The organism is Agromyces intestinalis (assembly GCF_008365295.1).
GTDB lineage: Bacteria > Actinomycetota > Actinomycetes > Actinomycetales > Microbacteriaceae > Agromyces > Agromyces intestinalis.
In genome coordinates this window covers 3,163,252-3,182,447 of the sequence record NZ_CP043505.1, presented here as the reverse complement: position 1 = coordinate 3,182,447, position 19,196 = coordinate 3,163,252, and the positions used below count along the sequence as shown (strand labels likewise).

Genomic DNA, 19,196 nt, shown 5'->3' with positions numbered 1-19,196 from the left:
TTCGTGCGCGCGGGTGCAGATCGGTCAGGTGCGGGGTTCCACCTGTTCGAGTGGAACCCCGCACCCGCGGTCGGCCGGCCTCCCGGCGTTGCGGTTAGAACTTGCGATCGGGTAGGGCCGTCGCAGCCGCCTCGGGCGAGTCGAAGGTCTCGCTCGGGACGATGATGTACGACTCGACCGAGCCGCCGTCGAGGATGGTGCTGACGACGTCGAGAGCGGTCTCACCGAACAGGGGGTTGTACTCGGCGACGAAGCTCAGCTTGCCGTCTGCGAGCGCCTGGAGCGCCGACTTCGTGCCGTCGATCGTCGCGATCTTCACATCGACGCCCGGGACGAGCCCGGCCTCCTCGACGGCCTGCACCGCGCCGAGACCCATCTCGTCGTTCTGTGCGAACACGAGCTGGATGTCGTTGTTGTTCGACTTCAGCACCGTCTCGAACACGCTCTTGGCCTCTTCGGTCGACCAGTTGGCGGTCTGCGCGCCGACCTTCACGAACGACGATTCGCCGCCGATCACTTCGTCCCAGCCTTCATTGCGCTCGTTCACGACCGAGACGCCGGCCGGACCCTCGAGCACGAAGTAGTTGCCGCCGTCGGGGAACGCCTCGAGCGCCCAGTTGGCGACCGACTTCGACACCTCGATGTTGTCGGGGGCGATGCGAGTGACGTAGAGGTCGGTGTCGTTGGGCTCGATGCCGCGGTCGAGCAGGATGACCGGGATCTCGGCCTCCTGTGCGCGCTTGAGCGAGTCCTCCCAACCGGTGGCCTCGGTCGCGGACAGCAGGATCACGTCGACGCCCTCATCGACGAAGGACGTGAATGCGTCGATCTGCGACTTCTGGTCGAGGTTGGTCGCGGGTGCGTACTTCAGGTCGAAGCCGGCGTCCTTGGTGAACGTGTCCTGGATGTTCTGCTCGTTCGCCTCTCGCCACGCGCCCTCGGGGCCGACGGCGACGAAGCCGATGGTCGTCAGGTCGTCACCCCCGGGCTCGTCGGGACCGTCGGCGGCCGGCGAGCACGCGGCCAGTCCCAACGCGAACGCGCCGGCGGCCGCGAGGCCCAGAACCTTGGTGAATCGCCTCTTTGCGGACATTGAATCTCCTCCTTGAGATGCCATCGGGATGGGTGGGGCCCGTGGCTCGGCTGGGTCAGCCGGATCTGTGATTGCGGCACCCGAATCTCGCTCAGCTGCCTTCTCGGATGTTACCGGAAACATTCTTCTGCGCACAAGCAACTGCAGAAAGAAAGGGCGTAACGAACCACTCCGGTTGTTACCGAGAACAGACCAGAGGCGTTACGCCCGGTGGCGGGGCGGGAGGATCGACTATTCGGATGCGTCGTGGTCGGCTGCGATCATCTCGACGATGCTGTCCGCAGTGACTCCGGGTCCGTTGCTGAGTTCACCGATCTTCTCGCGGTCCTTGAGGACGATGATGCGATCGCTCAGCCGCACCACTTCCTCCAGTTCCGAGGAGATGAAGAGCACGGCGACTCCGTCCGCGGCGAGTTGCGCGATCCGTGCTTGGATGTCGACCTTGGCTGCGATATCGATTCCGCGCGTGGGTTCGTCGAGGATGAGCACCTTCGGCCGCGTGGCGAGCCATCTGGCGAGCAGCACCTTCTGCTGCGCGCCACCGGACAGGTACTTGACCGGGATGTCGGGGCGAGGCGTGTGGATTCGGAACGCGTCGATGCACCATTCCACGAGATCGTCGCGCTCGGCTTTCGTCAGGGGTCGCGCCCACCCGCGCAGCGCCTGCAATGCGAGCACCAGGTTCTCGCGCATGCTGAGCTCGCCGATGATGCCGCCGTCCCGCCGGTTCTCGCTCGACATCGCGATTCGCTGTCTGATGCCCGATCCGGGCGTCGGGATGCTCGTCGGCCGCTCGTTGAGAAAGAGCGACCCGGAGTCGGGGCGTTGCGCACCGCTCATCAATGATGCGAGCTCGGTTCGCCCGGAACCACGTAGGCCTGCCAGGCCGACGATCTCGCCTCGATGCAACTCGATGTCGGTCTTCTCGAGATCTCCCCGACGTCCGAGCGAGACCGCTCGATAGACCACCGGCCCCTCGGGGTCGTGCGAATGCGCCTTGCGCTGCGATGTGATGGCCCGGAGTCCGACGATGTCCTTGCCCATCATCTTCGAGATGAGGTCGGCACGGTCGAGTTCGCGCGTCAGGTACTCTCCGACCCTTCTGCCGTTGCGCAGTACGGTCATCCGGTCGCTGATGGCGTAGACCTGTTCGAGGAAATGCGAGACGAACACGATGGCGACGCCCCGGTCTCGCAGCCGCCGCACGACCGCGAAGAGCCGGTCGGCCTCTCGGGCGTCGAGACTCGAGGTCGGCTCGTCGAGCACCAGCACCCGAGGGTGCGCGACCATCGCTCTCGCGATCGCGACGAGTTGGCGGACCGCCGGTGTGAGATAGGCGAGTTTCAGCTTCGGATCGAGATCCTCGAGACCGAGTTCGGCGAGCATGCTGCGCGCCTGTGCGCGAGTGCGGCGCCAGTCGATTCCGAGCCGCCCGCGAGCCTCATGCCCGAGCATGACGTTCTCCAGCACGCTCAGGTTCCGAACGAGGTACTCCTCCTGATAGACGGGCTCGATGCCCACTGCGCGGCTCTCGGAGGCGTTCGCGAGTCTCCGCGGGATGCCGTCGACGCGTATCTCACCGCTTTCCACGGGAGTCGCGCCGGTCAGCGCCTTGATGAGCGTGGACTTGCCGGCGCCGTTCTCGCCCATGATCGCGTGGACCTCGCCGGGATACAGGCGCAGGTCGACCCCGTCCAGGGCGAGCACGCCCGGAAAAGCGACGGTGATCGACATCATCTCGATCACGGGCGGAACATCTGTGGCAGTCATCTTCGAGTCCATCAGATCGGGGAAAGGCAAGAATAGCCCGGGTGCGCCTCGAACGCTCGCGCCGGAAACCATCTGTGACGCGCGCGGCCCCTCCGACTCGGCCGCTTCATCTCAGTTGGCGGGGAGCCGCGGTCGACTGCCGGATGACGAGGTCGGCGGGAATCTTGGTGCGTTGGGGAATCTCGAGCCCCTCCAACGACGCTCGGAGGACATCGACTGCTTTGATTCCGAGCGCGCGGAAGTCCTGCCTGACCGTCGTGAGCGGGGGAAGGAAATGACGGCTTGCGGGAAGGTCGTCGAACCCGACGATGCTGATGTCCTCGGGCACGCGGTATCCCTTGTCGTGGAGGCCGTGGATGGCGCCGAGAGCCATGTCGTCGTTTCCCGCGAAGATCGCGGTGTATTCGGGCAGCCGCTTCAGGCTGCTCGCGAACTCATAGGCGAAGTCCGCCGACCAATCGCCGATGACGATCGGCCGCTCACGGATCCCCCATCCTTTCGCGCGTGCATGGAACGCGCGTTCGCGGGTTCGTGCGTCGAGCCAGTCGAGCGGGCCCGCGATGTGGAGGATGTCGCGGTGCCCGAGCGTTGCCAGGTGATCGACCGCGAGGTCGGTTCCCCCTTGCTGGTCGACCGAAACGGTGAGAAAGCTCGGATCGCTGTCTGCTTTGATCACCAGCACCGGGACGGGGATGCTGATCTTGCGAAGCGCAGAGACCGACGACGATCGCGGCGCCACGACGCAGAGGGCGTCGACGCCCTGACCGGTGAGATGATCGACGGCGTCTTGCGGCGTCATCGCGTCGTCATCGCGAAGCGCGACGGAGGTCACCGAGTACCCCGACTCGCGTGCCGCGAACTCGACTGCTCGGAGGGTACTGGTCGGGCCGAACTCGACAGCGCTCTCGACCATGACGCCGATCCGTCGCGTGCGTCGCGTCGTCAGTGCACGCGCGGCCAGATTCGGGCGGTAGTTGAGCTCCTCGATCACCTCGAGCACGCGCCGGCGAGTGGCCGGACGGATGTTCGGGTAGTCGTTCAGCACCCGCGACACGGTCATGTGCGAGACACCAGCGATCGCCGCGACCTGCCGGATGTTCGGCTGATCGGAACTCGCGTTCGACGTCAATCACTCTCCGATCATCGGAACCTGACCGCCGCATACGCCCCAGAGTCTGGAGTCGCCGCGCGGCACCGGCTTCGGTCGCTCGGGCGGTCTGGAAATGGTTCGCCCAGCATACCGAGCAGGGATGGCATCTCAGCTTCGACGTGGTCGGGAAGCCGGAACCGCGGTCGTGCGGAATGCCCCGCACGACCGCGGCCTCCGGCCGTCGGACCGTCACGTCATGCGGCGGCGCGGAGCCATTGCTGGTTGTTGCCGTTGTTGCAGTCGTAGATCTTGATGATGGTGCCGTTGGCGGTCGACCAGCCGGGTACGTCGAGGCATCGTCCGGATCGTCGGTCGACGATCTGCACGTACCCGTTGCTGGTGCTGCGCAGGGTGAATTGCTGGTTGGTGCCGGTGTGGCAGTCGTACTGCTGGACCTCGGCGCCGTTGGCGGTGCCGGCGACATCCAGGCACTTGTTCGAGTGCACCGAGCGGATCCGTACGTAGCCGCTGCCGGCGTCTTCGAACTTCCACTGCTGCCAGGCTCCGCCGTTCCAGGCGTACTGGCCGACCTTCGCCCCGTTCGAGGTGTTCGGGTTCTGCACGTCCAGCACCAGACCGCTGTGCCGATTCGTCACCCGCTCACCACCCGACGCACCACCACCGGGAGCCGTGTAGTCGGTGTCGAGGATGACCGTGCCATGGCGGCAGCCCGAGCACCCGACCTGCGAGAGCCCGCTCCACGACACCAGGTCGGAGCTCGTCGACGTCCACATGCCGCCGCTCGGGTAGCGGTCGATGTAGGCGCGATAGGTGCCATTCGACAACTGAACGATCGACGGGCCTTCGTGGTACTGCTGCCACTGGTTGCCCTGGTTCGTCCAGCTGGTGAAGTTCGTCGAGGTCCAGCGCTCGATCCACTTGCTCGTCTCGTTCTTGACGAAGGCGTGGTAGGTGCTGCCCCGCTTCACGATGTAGGTGTCGATGTGATTGGTGGGGATGCCCAACCGGGTCGGGCTGCTCCACGAGGTGAGCCCGCTGTTCTGCGCGGTGTAGACGTAGGGAGTGAACTGGTGGTCGGACGTGCCGAGACTCACGACGACGCGCACGGTGCTGCCTTCGACGTAGAACTCGGGCGCCCACGTGTACGCCGTTCCGCTCACTCCGGCGTTGACGCTCGCGACGTGCGTCCAGTCGACCAGGTTGGTGCTCCTGGCGATGTTGAAGTGGGTCGACTGCGTCGTCCACGACTGCACGGTGTAGGCGACGTAGTAGACGCCGTCGCGTTTGATGATGCTCGGATCGCGCAACGCGCCGCTCGGGCCCCGGAAGTTGGTGTCGCGCAGCACGCTGAAGTTCGCGGCGTCGCTCGAGGTGTACACCCACAGTTCCTGGTCGGCGGCGCCGTCTCCCTTGAACGTCGTGTAGATGTACGCCGTTGCGGCCTGGGCGGGCGCGGCGCTCACCACGGCGAGCCCCATGCCGAGCAGCGCGGCGCTCACGAGCGCGATCAGGCGGGAGAGCCACCTGATGGGCGGGCGAGCAGGTTTCGTCATCTTCGACTCCTTCGTCGCAGGCTCGCGGTTGCGGTCATACCCGAGGTTCGCGCCCGCGAGCCGCATCGGGCGTCGGTGCGGAAGCGACCAGCGTCGCCCGCGCGACCTCGGCGGCGAGAAGACGCTTCGCCGGTCTGAATGTTAGCGGGAACATCCGGTGAACGACAAGAGAAGCCGGAAACCTTGCCGAAATGTCGCCGCAACCCCTACATTGGTCGCTGTTACCGCTAACAAGGACGTTAGGCCAGTCGCGCGGACCGAGGTTCTCTCCGACCGAGCGGCCCTCGCCGCCTCGGAACGCATCGGCATCCCGCCCCGGCGCGAAGCGTCCTCCCCAACGGAAGGAACCTCGCACTCATGTGGAAACACGTGCCCCGGCTGCTCGCAACCCTCGCCGCCGCCGTCCTCCTCGCCGGCACCTGGACAGTCACCGCGCCCGAACGAGCGCAGGCGCTCGATCCATTCACCGGGTACCTGATGGCCCACTTCACGGGGGAATCGGCGAACGGTGAGCAGATCTACTTCGCCCACAGCCGCGACGGCCTGAACTGGACCGACCTCAACGCCGGCCAGCCCGTGCTGTTGTCCACCGTCGGCACCCGCGGCGTCCGCGACCCCGCGCTCGTGCGATCTCCGAACGGCGACCGCTACTGGATCATCGCGACGGACCTGCGGATCGCGAGCGGCACGACGTGGGAGCAGGCCGCGAACCAGGGCAGCAAATCGCTCGTCGTCTGGGAGTCGACCGATCTCGTGAACTGGTCGGCGCCTCGCCTCGTCGGCGTCGCGAACGGCATCTCGGGGGCGGGCGACGCATGGGCGCCCGAGGCGATCTACAACCCCGCCACCGGCGATTACGTCGTCTATTGGGCGACGAACTCCGCGCGGAACGGCGTGACGAAGCATCGCATCTGGTACTCGCGCACCTCCGACTTCCGCACATTCACGGCACCGCAGGTCTACATCGACCGCAGCGGCAGCGCAGCGACGATCGACACCCAGATCATCGAGGTCGCGAACAGCGTCGGCGGATACCGGTACTACCGCACCTCGGCCGACGGCGTCATCGCCTCGAACGGCGACATCACCGTCGAGGCATCCAATTCGATCCTGGGGTCGTGGACGAGCCTCGGCAACCTCCGTCACCTGAACATCTCGAACGCGGGCTTCGGCAACGCGGTCGAAGGGCCGATGTGGATGCGGTTCAACGGCCGTGACGAGTGGGCCTTGTGGCTCGACCAGTACGGCACGGGCCGGGGCTACATGCCGATCACCTCGACCAACCTGGGCAGCGTGCAGAACTTCCGCACCGCCTCGGGGTACAGCCTGGGCAGCAATCGCAAGCGGCACGGCACGATCCTCAACCTGACCGCGGCCGAGGAGAGCCGAGTGCTCGCCCGCTGGGGCTCCGCCGGTGAGCGGGTGACGAATCGGCACAGCGGTCTGGTGCTGGACGTGCAGAACCCGAACACCTCGAACGGGGCGAAGGTGGGCCAGTACGCCTGGAACGGCGGAGCCTGGCAGCAGTGGAAGTTCGAAGACGCCGGCAGCGGCTACGTACGGATCCGCTCGGTGCACTCGAACAAGTGCCTGGATGTCGCCGGCACCGCCAACGGCGCCGAGGTCCAGCAGTACGACTGCCACACCGGCACCAACCAGCAATTCACCCTGCGCAGCACCAGCAACGGGTACGTGCAGATCGTCGACCGACGATCCGGACGATGCCTCGACGTGCCCGGCTGGTCGACCGCCAACGGCACCATCATCAAGATCTACGACTGCAACAACGGCAACAACCAGCAATGGCTCCGCGCCGCCGCATGACGCGCTGAGCGTACGAGCACCGAACACCCACCACCAATCAATCCGCGGAGGGCCTCGCCCCTCCCCATCCCCAAGGACGTGAGATGGAACACCTCTCGAATCCGCGGCGCATTGCGCGCCGAGGGCTGTGGCGCACGATCGTCGCCACCCTGGCGGCAGCAGCCGTGATGCTGTCGGGGCTCGTCGTCGCCAGTCCGGCGGCGGCCGCCTCGACGAGCTTCACGAACCCCTTCATCCAGCAACGCGCCGATCCGCACATCTTCAAGCACACCGACGGCTACTACTACATGACCGCGACGGTTCCGGCGTACGACCGTATCGTGCTGCGCCGGGCGACGACCCTGAACGGTCTGCGCACCGCCCCCGAGACCACGATCTGGACCAAGCACTCGAGCGGTGAGATGGGTGCCCACATCTGGGCGCCCGAGATCCACTTCATCGACGGCAAGTGGTACGTCTACTTCGCGGCGGGCGCGACGAACGACATCTGGGCGATCCGGATGTACGTGCTCGAGGGCACCGGTTCCAACGCCCTGACCGCGAACTGGACGGAGAAGGGGCGAATCGTCACCCCGTGGGCGAGCTTCTCGCTGGACGCGACGACGTTCGCTCACAACGGCAACCGCTATCTCGTGTGGGCCCAGTCGGAGTCGGGGATCGATTCGAACTCCAACCTCTACATCGCGCGCATGACGAACCCGTGGACCATCACCGGCACGCCGGTGCGCATCGCACAGCCCACCTACGACTGGGAGAAGCGCGGCCACAAGGTCGTCGAGGGGGCGGCGGTGCTGGTCCGCAACAACCGGGTCTTCATCTCCTACTCGGCGAGCGCGACCGACAAGAACTACGCGATGGGACTGCTCACGGCGAGCACGTCGAGCAATCTGCTGTCGGCCTCGTCGTGGAGCAAACGCTCCACGCCGGTGTTCCAGAGCAACGCGTCGACGGGGCAGTGGGGTCCGGGGCACAACTCGTTCACGGTCGACGAGACCGGCGCCGACGTGCTCGTGTACCACGCGCGCAACTACGAGAACATCAGCGGCGAGCCGCTGAACAACCCCGACCGTCACACGCGCCTCCAGCGCCTGTACTGGAACTCCGACGGCACCCCGCTGTTCGGCGTTCCGGTGCCCGACGGCTCGTTCACCTTCGGCGACACCCCGCCGAGCATCTTCACCGGTGGTGGTGCGTCGGGTGGTGAGCGGGTGACGAATCGGCACAGCGGTCTGGTGCTGGACGTGCAGAACCCGAACACCTCGAACGGGGCGAAGGTGGGCCAGTACGCCTGGAACGGCGGAGCCTGGCAGCAGTGGAAGTTCGAAGACGCCGGCAGCGGCTACGTACGGATCCGCTCGGTGCACTCGAACAAGTGCCTGGATGTCGCCGGCACCGCCAACGGCGCCGAGGTCCAGCAGTACGACTGCCACACCGGCACCAACCAGCAATTCACCCTGCGCAGCACCAGCAACGGGTACGTGCAGATCGTCGACCGACGATCCGGACGATGCCTCGACGTGCCCGGCTGGTCGACCGCCAACGGCACCATCATCAAGATCTACGACTGCAACAACGGCAACAACCAGCAATGGCTCCGCGCCGCCGCATGACCGAGTGTGCAATCCATCGAGTGAAGGAAAGGAATCCGCACTGATGCGCAAGAGACTCCGCCGATGGCTGATCGTTGCCGTGTGCGCCGCGATCACCCTGCTCGGCGTCGCCACGCCGAGCTATGCGGCCGACGGCACTCCCTACCAGAATCCGATCGTCGGCGCCCCGAACAGTGCCGACCCGTGGCTGGGGTACTACAACGGGTACTACTACTACACCGCGACGACGTGGACGGGGAACATCTACATCCGCAAGTCGACGACCCTCGCGGGCCTGAAGAACGCGCCGGAGACCAAGGTCTTCACGATGTCGCAGACGAACGCGACCTCGAACATGTGGGCGCCGAGCATGCATCTGCTCGACGGGCCGAACGGCAAACGCTGGTACCTGTACTACTCGGCGGGTCCCAGCAGCTGCTGCGGCGGGCAGCGCCAGCACGTGCTCGAGAGTGCCGGCACCGACCCGATGGGACCGTACACGTATCGGGGCAAGCTCAACCTCATGCCGAACGATGCCTGGGCGATCGACGGCAGCGTGATGACCGTCAGCAACCAGAACTACTTCGTGTTCTCGGCGTTCTCGCGCGGCACGGGCTTCGGAGATGGTGGGCTGCAGAGCCTGTACATCTCTCGGCTCACGAACCCGTGGACGGTCGCCGCGACCGGTGCGCTGATCTCCGAGCCGACGCTCGCGTGGGAGAAGCAGGGGAACCCGGTGAATGAGGGGCCGTACCCGTTGCAGCGCAACGGTCGCACGTTCCTCACCTATTCGGCGAGCTACTGCGGCGGCCCCGACTACAAGATCGGCATGCTCGAGCTCACCGGAAGCAACCCGTTGAGCGCGAGCTCCTGGACCAAGAAGTCGACGCCGATCTTCCAGCGCAACGACGCGAACGGGGTGTACGGGCCAGCGCACCACTCGTTCTTCAAGTCGCCCGATGGCACGCAGGACTGGATCGTGTACCACGCCAATTCCTCTGCCTCCGACGGCTGCGGAACGACGCGCACGAGCCGGGCGCAGCCGATCTCATGGAACTCCGACGGAACGCCGAACCTCGGTGTGCCGGTGTCGACCTCGACGGTCCTGCGTGGGCCCTCGGGTGAGCCGGCCGGCGGCTCGCAGGGCACCATCCAGCGCATCCAGTCGTTCAACTTCCAGGATCGCTACGTCAGGCACAGCAACTACGCGGTGCGCATCGACCCGAACGTGAGTCCAAGTCAGGACGCACAGTTCCGGGCGGTCACCGGTCTCGCGAACAACGGCTCCGCCTACGTGTCGTTCGAGTCCGTGAACTTCCCGGGCTACTACCTGCGCCACAACAACTACGTCCTCCGGCTCGAACCGAACGACGGCAGTTCGACGTTCGCGCAGGACGCGACCTTCCAGAAGGTCGCGGGACTGGCGAACTCGTCGTGGACCTCGTTCCGCTCGTACAACTTCCCCGATCGCTACATCCGGCACAGCAACTACGTGCTCCGGATCGACACGATCTCGGGAAGCACTGCCCAGCAGGACGCGACATTCCGGTTGGTGAACTAACCGAACGCTCCTCCACGCCGGATGCCCCGGACACGCCGGATGCCTCGGACCGGTCCGGGGCATCCGGCGTGTCCGGCGGCCTCCCACGTCGTCGGCCGCGCTCCCCCTGCTGCCGCGCACCGGGTCGGCGACGGCGCAGATCTACACGTTGAAGCGGAACTCGACCACGTCGCCGTCCTGCATGACGTAGTCCTTGCCCTCCATGCGCGCCTTGCCCTTGGCGCGGGCCTCGGCGACCGAGCCGGTCGCGACGAGGTCGTCGAACGAGATGACCTCGGCCTTGATGAAGCCGCGCTCGAAGTCGGTGTGGATGACGCCGGCGGCCTGGGGGGCCTTCCAGCCCTTGTGGATCGTCCAGGCGCGCGACTCCTTCGGCCCGGCCGTCAGATACGTCTGCAGTCCGAGGGTGTCGAAGCCGACGCGGGCGAGCTGGTCGAGGCCCGACTCCTCCTGCCCGGTCGAGGCGAGCAGCTCGGCGGCGTCCTCGGGGTCGAGGTCGATGAGCTCCGACTCGATCTTGGCGTCGAGGAAGACGGCCTCGGCGGGGGCGACGAGCGCCGCGAGTTCGGCCTTCTTCGAGGCATCCGTCAGCACCTGCTCGTCGACGTTGAAGACGTAGATGAAGGGCTTCGCGGTGAGCAGGCCCAGTTCTGCGATGGGCGAGATATCGACGGATGCCGCGGACAGCGGCGTCCCCGCCTGCAGCAGGTCGCGCGCAGCGACAGCCGCCTCGAGCACCGACGGGTCGAGCTTGCGACCCTTGACCTCTTTCTCGTAACGCGTGATCGCGCGTTCGAGGGTCTCGAGGTCGGCGAGGATCAGCTCGGTGTTGATCGTCTCCATGTCGGCCTTGGGATCGACGGCGCCGTCGACGTGCACCACGTCGGAGTCGCTGAACCCGCGCACGACCTGCGCGATCGCGTCGGCCTCGCGGATGTTCGCGAGGAACTTGTTGCCGAGCCCCTCGCCCTCGCTCGCCCCGCGCACGATGCCGGCGATGTCGACGAACGACACGGTCGCGGGCAGGATGCGCTCGGATCCGAAGATGCCGGCGAGGGTCTCGAGCCGCGGGTCGGGCAGGTTCACCACGCCGATGTTCGGCTCGATCGTCGCGAACGGGTAGTTGGCCGCGAGCACCTGGTTCTTGGTGAGCGCGTTGAACAGGGTCGACTTGCCGACGTTCGGGAGACCGACGATTCCGATGGTGAGTGCCACGGGCGACCAGTCTACCGGCGGGCCTCAGGGCGGGATGCCTCCGGCAGCCCCTCGAGTTCGGTGAGCAGTCGACCCGAGTCGATCTCGGCGCGGATGCGCTCCCCCAGCGCCTGCGCGGCAGTCCGGTACGACGGATCGGCGAGCAGCTCGACGACGGCCGTCGCGATGGTCGCGACATCCGACCTCGCCGGGCGCACGATCGCGACGCCGTGCCTGGCCGCGCGCGCCGCGTTGTCGGGCTGGTCGCGTCCGATCGGCAGGCACAGCATCGGCACGCCGGCGGCGAGCGCCTTGATGACGGTGCCGTGCCCGGCGTGCGTGATGACGAGTGCCGCGCGTGCGAAGAGTTCGCGGTGCGCGGCGGCGCGCACGACCCGGACGTGGGCGGCGGCGGGCACGTCGGCGGGGTCGATCGCCGGGCCCGTCGTGATGACCGCGCGTACCGGCAGCCCCGCGAGCGCGATCGCGATGCGCCGCAGCAGATCCTCCTGCTGCATGTACGAGCTCGACAGGCCGACCACGACCAGCGGCGCATCGCCCGGCGGCAGTTCGAGAGGGCCCTCGGCGGGGAGATCCTCGAGCACCGGCCCGACCCAGCGCACGTTCGGCGGCACGGGCGCGGGATCGTCGAAGGCCGCACCGGTGAGCAGCAGCACGCGGTCGGCCCGATCCCACTGCGCCCACACGTGGCCGAGCGGATCGAGGGCGAACCCGGCGCGGGTCGCGTTCAGCGCGCGCAGGCCCGCGTCCCACCCGGCGTTCGACATCACCCGCCCCGCGCGGTCGCGCATCCGCCCGAGGGGTCCGCGGGCGGGTGCGAGCCCGAGGCCGAACGGCGGCCTGGCCGCCGAGGGCACGAGATAGACGCTGCCCACGAGCGCGGCCGACGGGATGCCGCGCGCCTCAGCCGCGACGAGGGCGCCGAGCAGCACGCCGTCGGCGAGCACCGCGTCGAACGGCTCGCCTTCGGCCGCCGCGTCGTCGAGCGCCGTCGCGACGTCGGCGGCGAAGCGCGCCGACGGTCCCGTGACGAGCCGGGTGCGCAGTCGTGCGAACGCCCCGAGCGGCGTGGCGGCCTCCCAGTCCTTCAGCAGGTCGTCCTCGAGGGCGGTCGAGGCGCGCTGGGGGGCGGTCGGCCACGGATGGTGCGTGGCGCCGGTCGCCAGGATCCCCCCGGCGATGCTCGGGTCGCCGTAGGCGACGACCTCGTGGCCGCGTTCGATCAGCAGACGTGCGATGCCGAGGTTCGGCGGGGTCGCACCGCCGCCGTCCCAGACGGCGAGCAGGTATCTCATCGTGCGCTCCCTTCGAGCACGGCGGTGACGAGGCGGTGCAGTACCGCGCGCGTCTCGGATTCCGATCGGCCGAGGTCACGGCGCAGAAGCTTCCAGCTGCCGACGTCGGTCGCGGCGTAGAGGGCGTCGACGACCCCGGCGCGGGCGGTGCCGCCCCCGGGCAGGTGCGGGCCGAACACCTGCTCGAGCCACGCCCGGTGTTGCGCTCGCGCGCCCTCGAGCAGGGGCCGCAGCGCGGCCTGGCGGTCGGCGTCGGCGATCGCACGCCAGTTGCCGTCGCCGAGCACTTCGTAGTTCCGCATCAGCGCGTCCACGGCACCGTCGACGTCGCCGGGCGCCACGTTGCCGCGCAGGTCGGCGACCTCGCCGGCGAAGTGCGCGATCGAGGCGGTGAGCAGCCCCTCCTTCGAGCCGAAGTGGTTGAAGACGGTCTGCACCGTGACGCCGGCCGCGTCGGCGACGCCCGCGAGCGTCACGTCGTCGTAGTGGGCGCCGGCGAAGCGTTCGGCGGCCGCGCGCAGGATGCGCTCGCGCGTGCGCCCGCTCGACGCCGCACGGGTCGTCATGTCGTACTCGCGAACACCTCCGGCCATACCCGAAGCATCCTCGCCATTTGAATCTGAGTCAAGCGAAAACTTGATGCTCGATCAAATGAATACGCCTGCCGCCGCGCCACCCCGTGCATGCGACGAAGCGGGCACGATCAGGGCCAGCCCTGATGGTGGGCGGCCCGGCGCGGTCAATAGACTTCGAGCTGATCGAGCAATGCTCAGGTTCACGCGGAAGCGCGGAGCAGGAGGGGATCGGGATGTCCCGATCGGGCGAAGGCGCACACCGGATCGAGGTCCGGTTCGCGGATGAAGCGCGCGTGGTGCCGGGCGGTCGACCCGGGCTTCCGCCCGAGTGGGCGGCGTTCGACCGGCCGCTGCGGTTGCTCGGCGCGCTCGAGGTCCTGCTGCCTGCCGAACCCGCATCGGTCGTCGCGGTCGTCGACGGGCTCGACGACGCCGACCGCACGGTGCTGGGCGTCGCTCGCTCCGACGGCGTCTGCTTCGCCGTACCGCTGCGCGGCATCGGCGGTGGGGCCGCGACCGCCGACCTGCCCACGTCCGACGGGCGCACCACGATCTTCGTGCTCGGGTTCGCGCGGACCGCCGACGCCGAACGGTTCCTCGATCGCTGGGGCGCGGCACCGCGGCCGCCGCTGCCGCGACCGGGCGGGTACATCGACGGGATGACACGCTCGATGCCGGGCTTCGACCTCGACGACGACGGACGCGGTGGCGGGTTCGAAGCCGCACTGGATGCCGAGCCCGTCGCGGCTGACGAACCCATCGAGTTCCCCGAAGCCGCCGAACCGGCCGCAGCCGAGCCCGCCGAGCCCGAACCCGCCGAGCCCGTTGAACCCGCCACGCGCGGCCGCCGGGTCACCGCCGCGCACGTCGACGCCGAGATGCCGCCCGAGCTCGTCGCGGGGGAATCGTTCGAGCTCATCTTCCGGCTCTCGCGCGAGGCACTCACCGCCACTCCCGGCCTCGTGCGCGACGAGGAGGTCATCCGGGTCGACGAGGACCGCGACGTCACGGTGAGCATCACGCTCCGAGGCATCCACCACGCCCCCGGCGACCGGGCCGAGCGCACCGTACCGCTGCCGGCCCCGGGCGCCGACCCGGCCAGGGTGCCGTTCCGGCTCGTGGCCGACGAGCCCGGCCGCGGCGTGGTCTGGATCGCGGTGCGACAGGAGCCCATCGAGCAGCCGCTCGCAACCCTGCGGGTCAGCGCCGCGATCGTCGAGTCGGCGAGCGCCGTTCCCGGCCCGGCGCCGAACCCGCGCACCCGCGTCTCGGGGCGCTCGTCCGAGCTGGCGGCGCTGCCCACCATCCGCATCGACGAATCGATCTCGCGTGGCCGCTCGACGCTGCGCATCGCGGTGAGCGTCGGCGACGAGCGCGCCGTCTGCACGAAGGAACTGCCCGACAAGGCCGCCTACATCCGCCGCCTGTACAGCAGGGTCGGCGGCATCCGCGCCCAAGTCGACACCGTTCGCGACGCGAAGGCGCGCCGCCGCCGGGCGGCCGAACTGCTCAGCGGCATCGGGTCGGACATCGCCCGGTACCTGTTCGACGACCACGTGAACGACCTGCTGTGGCGGTCGCGCACCTCGCGGCTGAGCCACCTCGTCGTGCAGACGGAGGGCGAGTTCGACCTCCCGTGGGAGATCGTGCACCTCGTGCCGCCGTCGGGGGCCGCCGGCGACGGGAAGCGGTGGTTCCTCGCCGACCTCGGCATGACCAGGCTCGTATACGGGTCCGCCAGCCCCGAGCCCATCCGGGTGCGCCCCGATCGCGCGCTCGCCGTGTCGCCGCGCTATCACGACCCGATCCTCGCGCTCCCCCGCACGGCCGCGGAGATCGCCGCGCTCGCGGACCACCTCGCGGCCCGCGTGGTGCTCGACGTCGAGACGCCCGCCGCGATCAGCTCCGAACTGCGCGACGGCGTCGACCTGCTCCACTTCGCCGGGCACGGTCGCTGGCGCGCCGACGAGCCGACCGCCCAGCAGCTGCTGCTCGCCGCGTTTCCGTCGAGCGCCGACGACGAGGCATCCACCTACAGCGACGCCGACGCGCGCGCCGACTTCCCCGAGGAGCGCGCCCTCGAGGGCGTGACGCCGGCGTCTTTCGTGTTCCTCAGCGCCTGCGACGTCGGCCGCCTGCAATCGGGCCCGACGGGTCTCGGCGGGTTCGCCGAAGCGTTCCTGCGCGGCGGGGTCGCGGCGTTCATCGGCTGCGGGTGGGCCGTGCGAGATGACGTCGCCGCACGGTTCGTGACCACGTTCTACGACGCCGCGCTCGCCCGCGAGCTGACCATCGGCGAGGCGACCCTCGAGGCGAGGCAGGCGGCCCGACGCGTCGGCGACGTCAGTGCGCTCGCGTTCGCAGTCTTCGCCGACCCGCGCGCCCGACTCGTGCCCGCGCGCGAATGACCGATCTCCATCGAGACCCAGCACCCGTACGCACCGCCCCGTACCGATACCGCCACCGATCCCGAGGAGCCCGCCATGACCGCGTCCGCCGCACCGGCACCGTCCGCACCGTCCGCCGCCGCACCATCCGCCGCACGCGGCGACCGCCGACCCACTCCGGCCCGGCTCGCGAAGCTGCGCGAGCACGTCGTGGTGATCCCCGACGGACGCCCGGCGGCGACGTCGGTCGCCCGCCCCAAGACCGTCGCCGAGTTCGAGACGACGGCCGCCGACATCGAGCGGATCGTCACGAAGCACCTCACCGACTTCGTCGACGCGCAGCAGGGCGCGGGGCCGGTGCCGGTCGTCGTGTACGCGCACGGCGGACTGGTGGCGAAGGACGACGGCTTCGACGTCGCCGACCAGCAGGTCGACTGGTGGCTCGAGAACGGCGTCTTCCCGATCGAGATCGTCTGGGAGACGGGCGCGCTCACCGCCATCGCCGACGCATGGGAACGGTACCGCCCCGGTGGGAGGCGCGGCTGGACGGACGTCACCGACGGTGTCATCGAGGTCGCGCTGCGGGCCCTCGGCGGGCGAGCGGTCTGGGAGGACATGAAGCTGGATGCCGCGGCAGCCGTCGTCGACGGAGGCGGCGGCCAAGTGCTCGCCCGGGCGCTCGCCGAGTTCATGAAGGCCAACGGCTCGGCGATCTCGCTGCACGCGGTCGGGCACAGTGCCGGCTCGATCTTCCACTCGCACTTCGTGCCCGCCGCGCTCGAGGCGGGGGTGCCCGAGTTCGCCTCGGTGACGTTCCTGGCACCAGCGGTGCGCATCGACACGTTCGAGAAGCTGCTGCTGCCTCACGCCGAGCAGCGCCGCATCGGCGAGCTCTCGATCTTCACCATGACCGACGAGAAGGAGCTCGACGACAGCTGCCTCGCCGCGTACCGCAAGTCGCTGCTGTACCTGGTCTCGGGGTCGTTCGAACCCGAGCGCGGCGCGGCGATCCTGGGCATCCACCAGCACCTCATCGCGAGCGCCCGCACCCGCGCGTACCTCGACGGCGGTGACGAGCGGCTCGTGCTGAGCCCTACTGGCGGCGACCCGCGCAGCCGCAGCAACGCGACCACGCACGGCGGGTTCGACGATGACGCCGACACCATGCGCAGCGTCGCGATGCGGATCGCGATGCTCGACTCGGTCACACCGTTCCCGAAGCGAGCCGCACGGCAACCCGCGGGCGCACCCGCGGACGCCGCCGGGCGTTCGGCCGACGAGGCGCCGCTCGCGCAAGCCGAGGATGCAACCGGCACCGCCAGCACCGCCGCCGAGCACCGCCCCGCCCAGCGACTCGCTCTGTGCATCGGCATCGATCGGTACCCCGAGGGCGACGAGCTCGCCGGCGCCGTCGCCGACTCGAGGGCGTGGGGCGCGGCACTCGACGCGGCGGGCTTCACGGTGCGCGACCTGCACGACGGCGATGCGACGCGGGATGCGATGGTCAGCGAGATCATCGCGCTGGTGTCGTCGGCGCGGCCCGGCGACAGCCTCGTGATCCAGTACGCGGGGCACGGCACCTTCGTGCCCGATCTCGACGGCGACGACGAGGATCGCGCCGACGAGGCGCTGTGCCCCGTCGACTTCCGTTCGAGCCGGGTGATCCTCGATGACGAGTTGGCCGCCGTCTGGGACCTGATCCCCGAGGGCGCGGCGGTCACGCTGGTGTTCGACTGCTGCCATTCGGGCACCGCGTCGCGGCGCATCGGCGATCAGCCGCCGGCGCGGCGCGACGGCCTGCGTCCGCGGCTCGCGGCCCTGACGCCGACCGAGCAGGACACGTTCCGCCGGCTGAACGGCGCCCCGACCGAGCACCCATGGCAGGTCGAGGCCCACTCCCGCGTCGTCGACTCCGAACCGGGGCGGGCGCCGAAGTCGGTGCTCGGACGCACCGCGATCCAGCGCCGCGAGGTGCTCATCGCCGCCTGCGCCGACGACCAGGTCGCGTGGGAGAGCCGCGGGCAGGGCGTGTTCACCCGCGCCGCGCTCGAGGTCCTGGGCCGCGGCGCACGATACACGAACCGTTCGTTCGTCTCGGCGGTGATCGATGCGCTCGGGCCGAATCGCGTGCAGGACCCGAAGCTCACCGCCGACGACCTCGCGGCCGATCGCGTGCTGTTCGCGCCGGTGCTCGGCGGGCCGATCGGGCACGGCTCCGCCGGTGACGACGCCGACCCCGACTTCGAACGCACCGCGGAGACGCCCGAGCAGGTGCGTACCGCGGCGATCGTCTCGATCCTGCGGGCGACCGCCGACCTGCTCGAGGTCGAGTCGCGGCGGCGGTGATCGAGGCGACCGGGGCGGCGCCACGGCGCCGGGTGCGGCTGCCTCAGCCGGCGAGCCGGGCGCGGAAGCAGCGTGTGCGGTACGGCACCTCGAGCTCGGATGCGCCCGCCAGGTCGGGGTGCGTGTCGAGCAGCGTCTCGAGGGCGGCGATCGTGGCGGCCTGCTCCGCGGCATCCGCCGTGATGAAGTACGAGCGCGACCTGACCAGGTCGAGGAATGCGCTGCGAGACATCCGCGCCGACCAATCGACCGTGTGCTCCTCCACCGGGCCGAAGGGCGCACCCACCTTCACATAGCTCTCGAACGTGGCGCTCGCGTCGTGGCGCTCGTGCATGATCTCGCCCGCCTCGCGCAACCAGTCGACGCTCGTGTCGCGACTGTTCCAGACCAGGCCGAGGGTGCCGCCGGGCTTCAGCACCCGCGCGATCTCGGGGATCGCCCGCTCGGGGATGAACCAGTGCCACGCCTGCCCCGCGACGACCGCGTCGACCGAGGCGTCCTCGACGGGGATGTCCTCGGCCGTGCCGAGAATGCGCGGCACTCCCGGCACCGCCACCTCGAGCTCCTCGAGCATCTCGGCCACGGGATCGACCGCGATCACCTCGCGGTCGAGCGCGACGAGCGCTTGCGTGAGTTTGCCCGTCCCTGCGCCCAGGTCGAGGATGCGGGCCGCGTCGCCCACCAGCCATTCCACGGCTTCGCGCGGATATCCCGGCCGGGCGGCATGGTAGACGGATGCCGCGTGGCCGAAACTGCGCGCGCTCGCGACGGTCACGGGGTCGGCGGGGTCGTTCACGAGGCCGTCGCTCATGCGCCCATTCCACGCCCGCGGCGCAGATCCGTCAACCGCGGATCCGTCGGCTGCGGGCGCGGCGGG

13 protein-coding genes are annotated in these 19,196 nt (G+C 69.1%); 5 read left to right on the top strand and 8 right to left on the bottom strand.

Annotation, left to right across the window (positions count from 1 at the left end; genetic code table 11):
* Positions 1–94: 94 nt before the first annotated feature.
* The 4 genes from FLP10_RS14490 to FLP10_RS17505 form a co-directional block, all read right to left on the bottom strand.
* Entirely contained in the window at positions 95–1,093 is a 999-nt protein-coding gene (locus tag FLP10_RS14490) for an ABC transporter substrate-binding protein (RefSeq protein ID WP_149161516.1), read from the bottom strand.
* 231 nt (positions 1,094–1,324) lie between these two features.
* Positions 1,325–2,935 carry a sugar ABC transporter ATP-binding protein gene (locus FLP10_RS14485; RefSeq protein ID WP_342780544.1) on the bottom strand — a complete coding sequence of 537 codons (1,611 nt, stop codon included), beginning with the start codon at positions 2,933–2,935 and terminating at the stop codon, positions 1,325–1,327.
* Between the two features lie 34 nt (positions 2,936–2,969).
* Entirely contained in the window at positions 2,970–3,992 is a 1,023-nt protein-coding gene (locus FLP10_RS14480) for a substrate-binding domain-containing protein (RefSeq protein ID WP_149161515.1), read from the bottom strand.
* A 215-nt stretch (positions 3,993–4,207) separates the two neighbouring features.
* Positions 4,208–5,527 (bottom strand): RICIN domain-containing protein, encoded by a 1,320-nt coding sequence (locus FLP10_RS17505; protein ID WP_168209206.1) that lies wholly within the window; start codon positions 5,525–5,527, stop codon positions 4,208–4,210.
* Positions 5,528–5,884: 357 nt separating this feature from the next.
* Between FLP10_RS17505 and FLP10_RS14470 the strand changes: the two genes are divergently transcribed.
* From FLP10_RS14470 to FLP10_RS14460, 3 genes are all read left to right on the top strand, one after another.
* Positions 5,885–7,351, top strand: a complete 1,467-nt coding sequence (locus tag FLP10_RS14470) for an RICIN domain-containing protein (RefSeq protein ID WP_149161514.1) — start codon at positions 5,885–5,887, stop codon at positions 7,349–7,351.
* 83 nt (positions 7,352–7,434) lie between these two features.
* On the top strand, positions 7,435–8,961 hold the full coding sequence (locus FLP10_RS14465) for a family 43 glycosylhydrolase (RefSeq protein WP_149161513.1): 1,527 nt from the start codon (positions 7,435–7,437) through the stop codon (positions 8,959–8,961).
* Positions 8,962–9,004: 43 nt separating this feature from the next.
* A complete protein-coding gene (locus FLP10_RS14460) occupies positions 9,005–10,501 on the top strand; it encodes a family 43 glycosylhydrolase (protein ID WP_149161512.1) in 1,497 nt (498 codons plus the stop codon).
* Positions 10,502–10,642: 141 nt separating this feature from the next.
* On the opposite strand, the gene ychF is transcribed toward FLP10_RS14460, so the two are convergent.
* Genes ychF through FLP10_RS14440 form a run of 3 tightly spaced genes read right to left on the bottom strand, consistent with a single transcriptional unit; the run spans position 10,643 to position 13,604 of the window.
* Positions 10,643–11,716, bottom strand: a complete 1,074-nt coding sequence (ychF, locus tag FLP10_RS14455; RefSeq protein ID WP_149161511.1) for a redox-regulated ATPase YchF — start codon at positions 11,714–11,716, stop codon at positions 10,643–10,645.
* A gap of 11 nt (positions 11,717–11,727) precedes the next feature.
* The gene (locus tag FLP10_RS14450) at positions 11,728–13,011 is read right to left on the bottom strand and encodes a glycosyltransferase (RefSeq protein ID WP_168209205.1); all 1,284 of its coding nucleotides are present in this window, start codon (positions 13,009–13,011) and stop codon (positions 11,728–11,730) included.
* Positions 13,008–13,604: a TetR/AcrR family transcriptional regulator gene (locus FLP10_RS14440; protein ID WP_149161508.1), complete on the bottom strand. Its 597-nt coding sequence runs from the start codon at positions 13,602–13,604 to the stop codon at positions 13,008–13,010. The genes FLP10_RS14450 and FLP10_RS14440 overlap by 4 nt, the downstream gene beginning before the upstream one ends.
* A gap of 215 nt (positions 13,605–13,819) precedes the next feature.
* Here FLP10_RS14440 and FLP10_RS14435 point away from each other — a divergent pair, with 215 nt between their 5' ends.
* Together FLP10_RS14435 and FLP10_RS14430 are read left to right on the top strand one after the other, a co-directional pair.
* Entirely contained in the window at positions 13,820–15,994 is a 2,175-nt protein-coding gene (locus FLP10_RS14435; RefSeq protein WP_149161507.1) for a DUF7363 domain-containing protein, read from the top strand.
* Positions 15,995–16,069: 75 nt separating this feature from the next.
* The gene (locus tag FLP10_RS14430; RefSeq protein ID WP_149161506.1) at positions 16,070–18,319 is read left to right on the top strand and encodes a caspase family protein; all 2,250 of its coding nucleotides are present in this window, start codon (positions 16,070–16,072) and stop codon (positions 18,317–18,319) included.
* A 43-nt stretch (positions 18,320–18,362) separates the two neighbouring features.
* Here FLP10_RS14430 and FLP10_RS14425 read toward each other — a convergent pair whose 3' ends face one another.
* A complete protein-coding gene (locus FLP10_RS14425; RefSeq protein ID WP_149161505.1) occupies positions 18,363–19,130 on the bottom strand; it encodes a class I SAM-dependent methyltransferase in 768 nt (255 codons plus the stop codon).
* Positions 19,131–19,196: the final 66 nt, after the last annotated feature.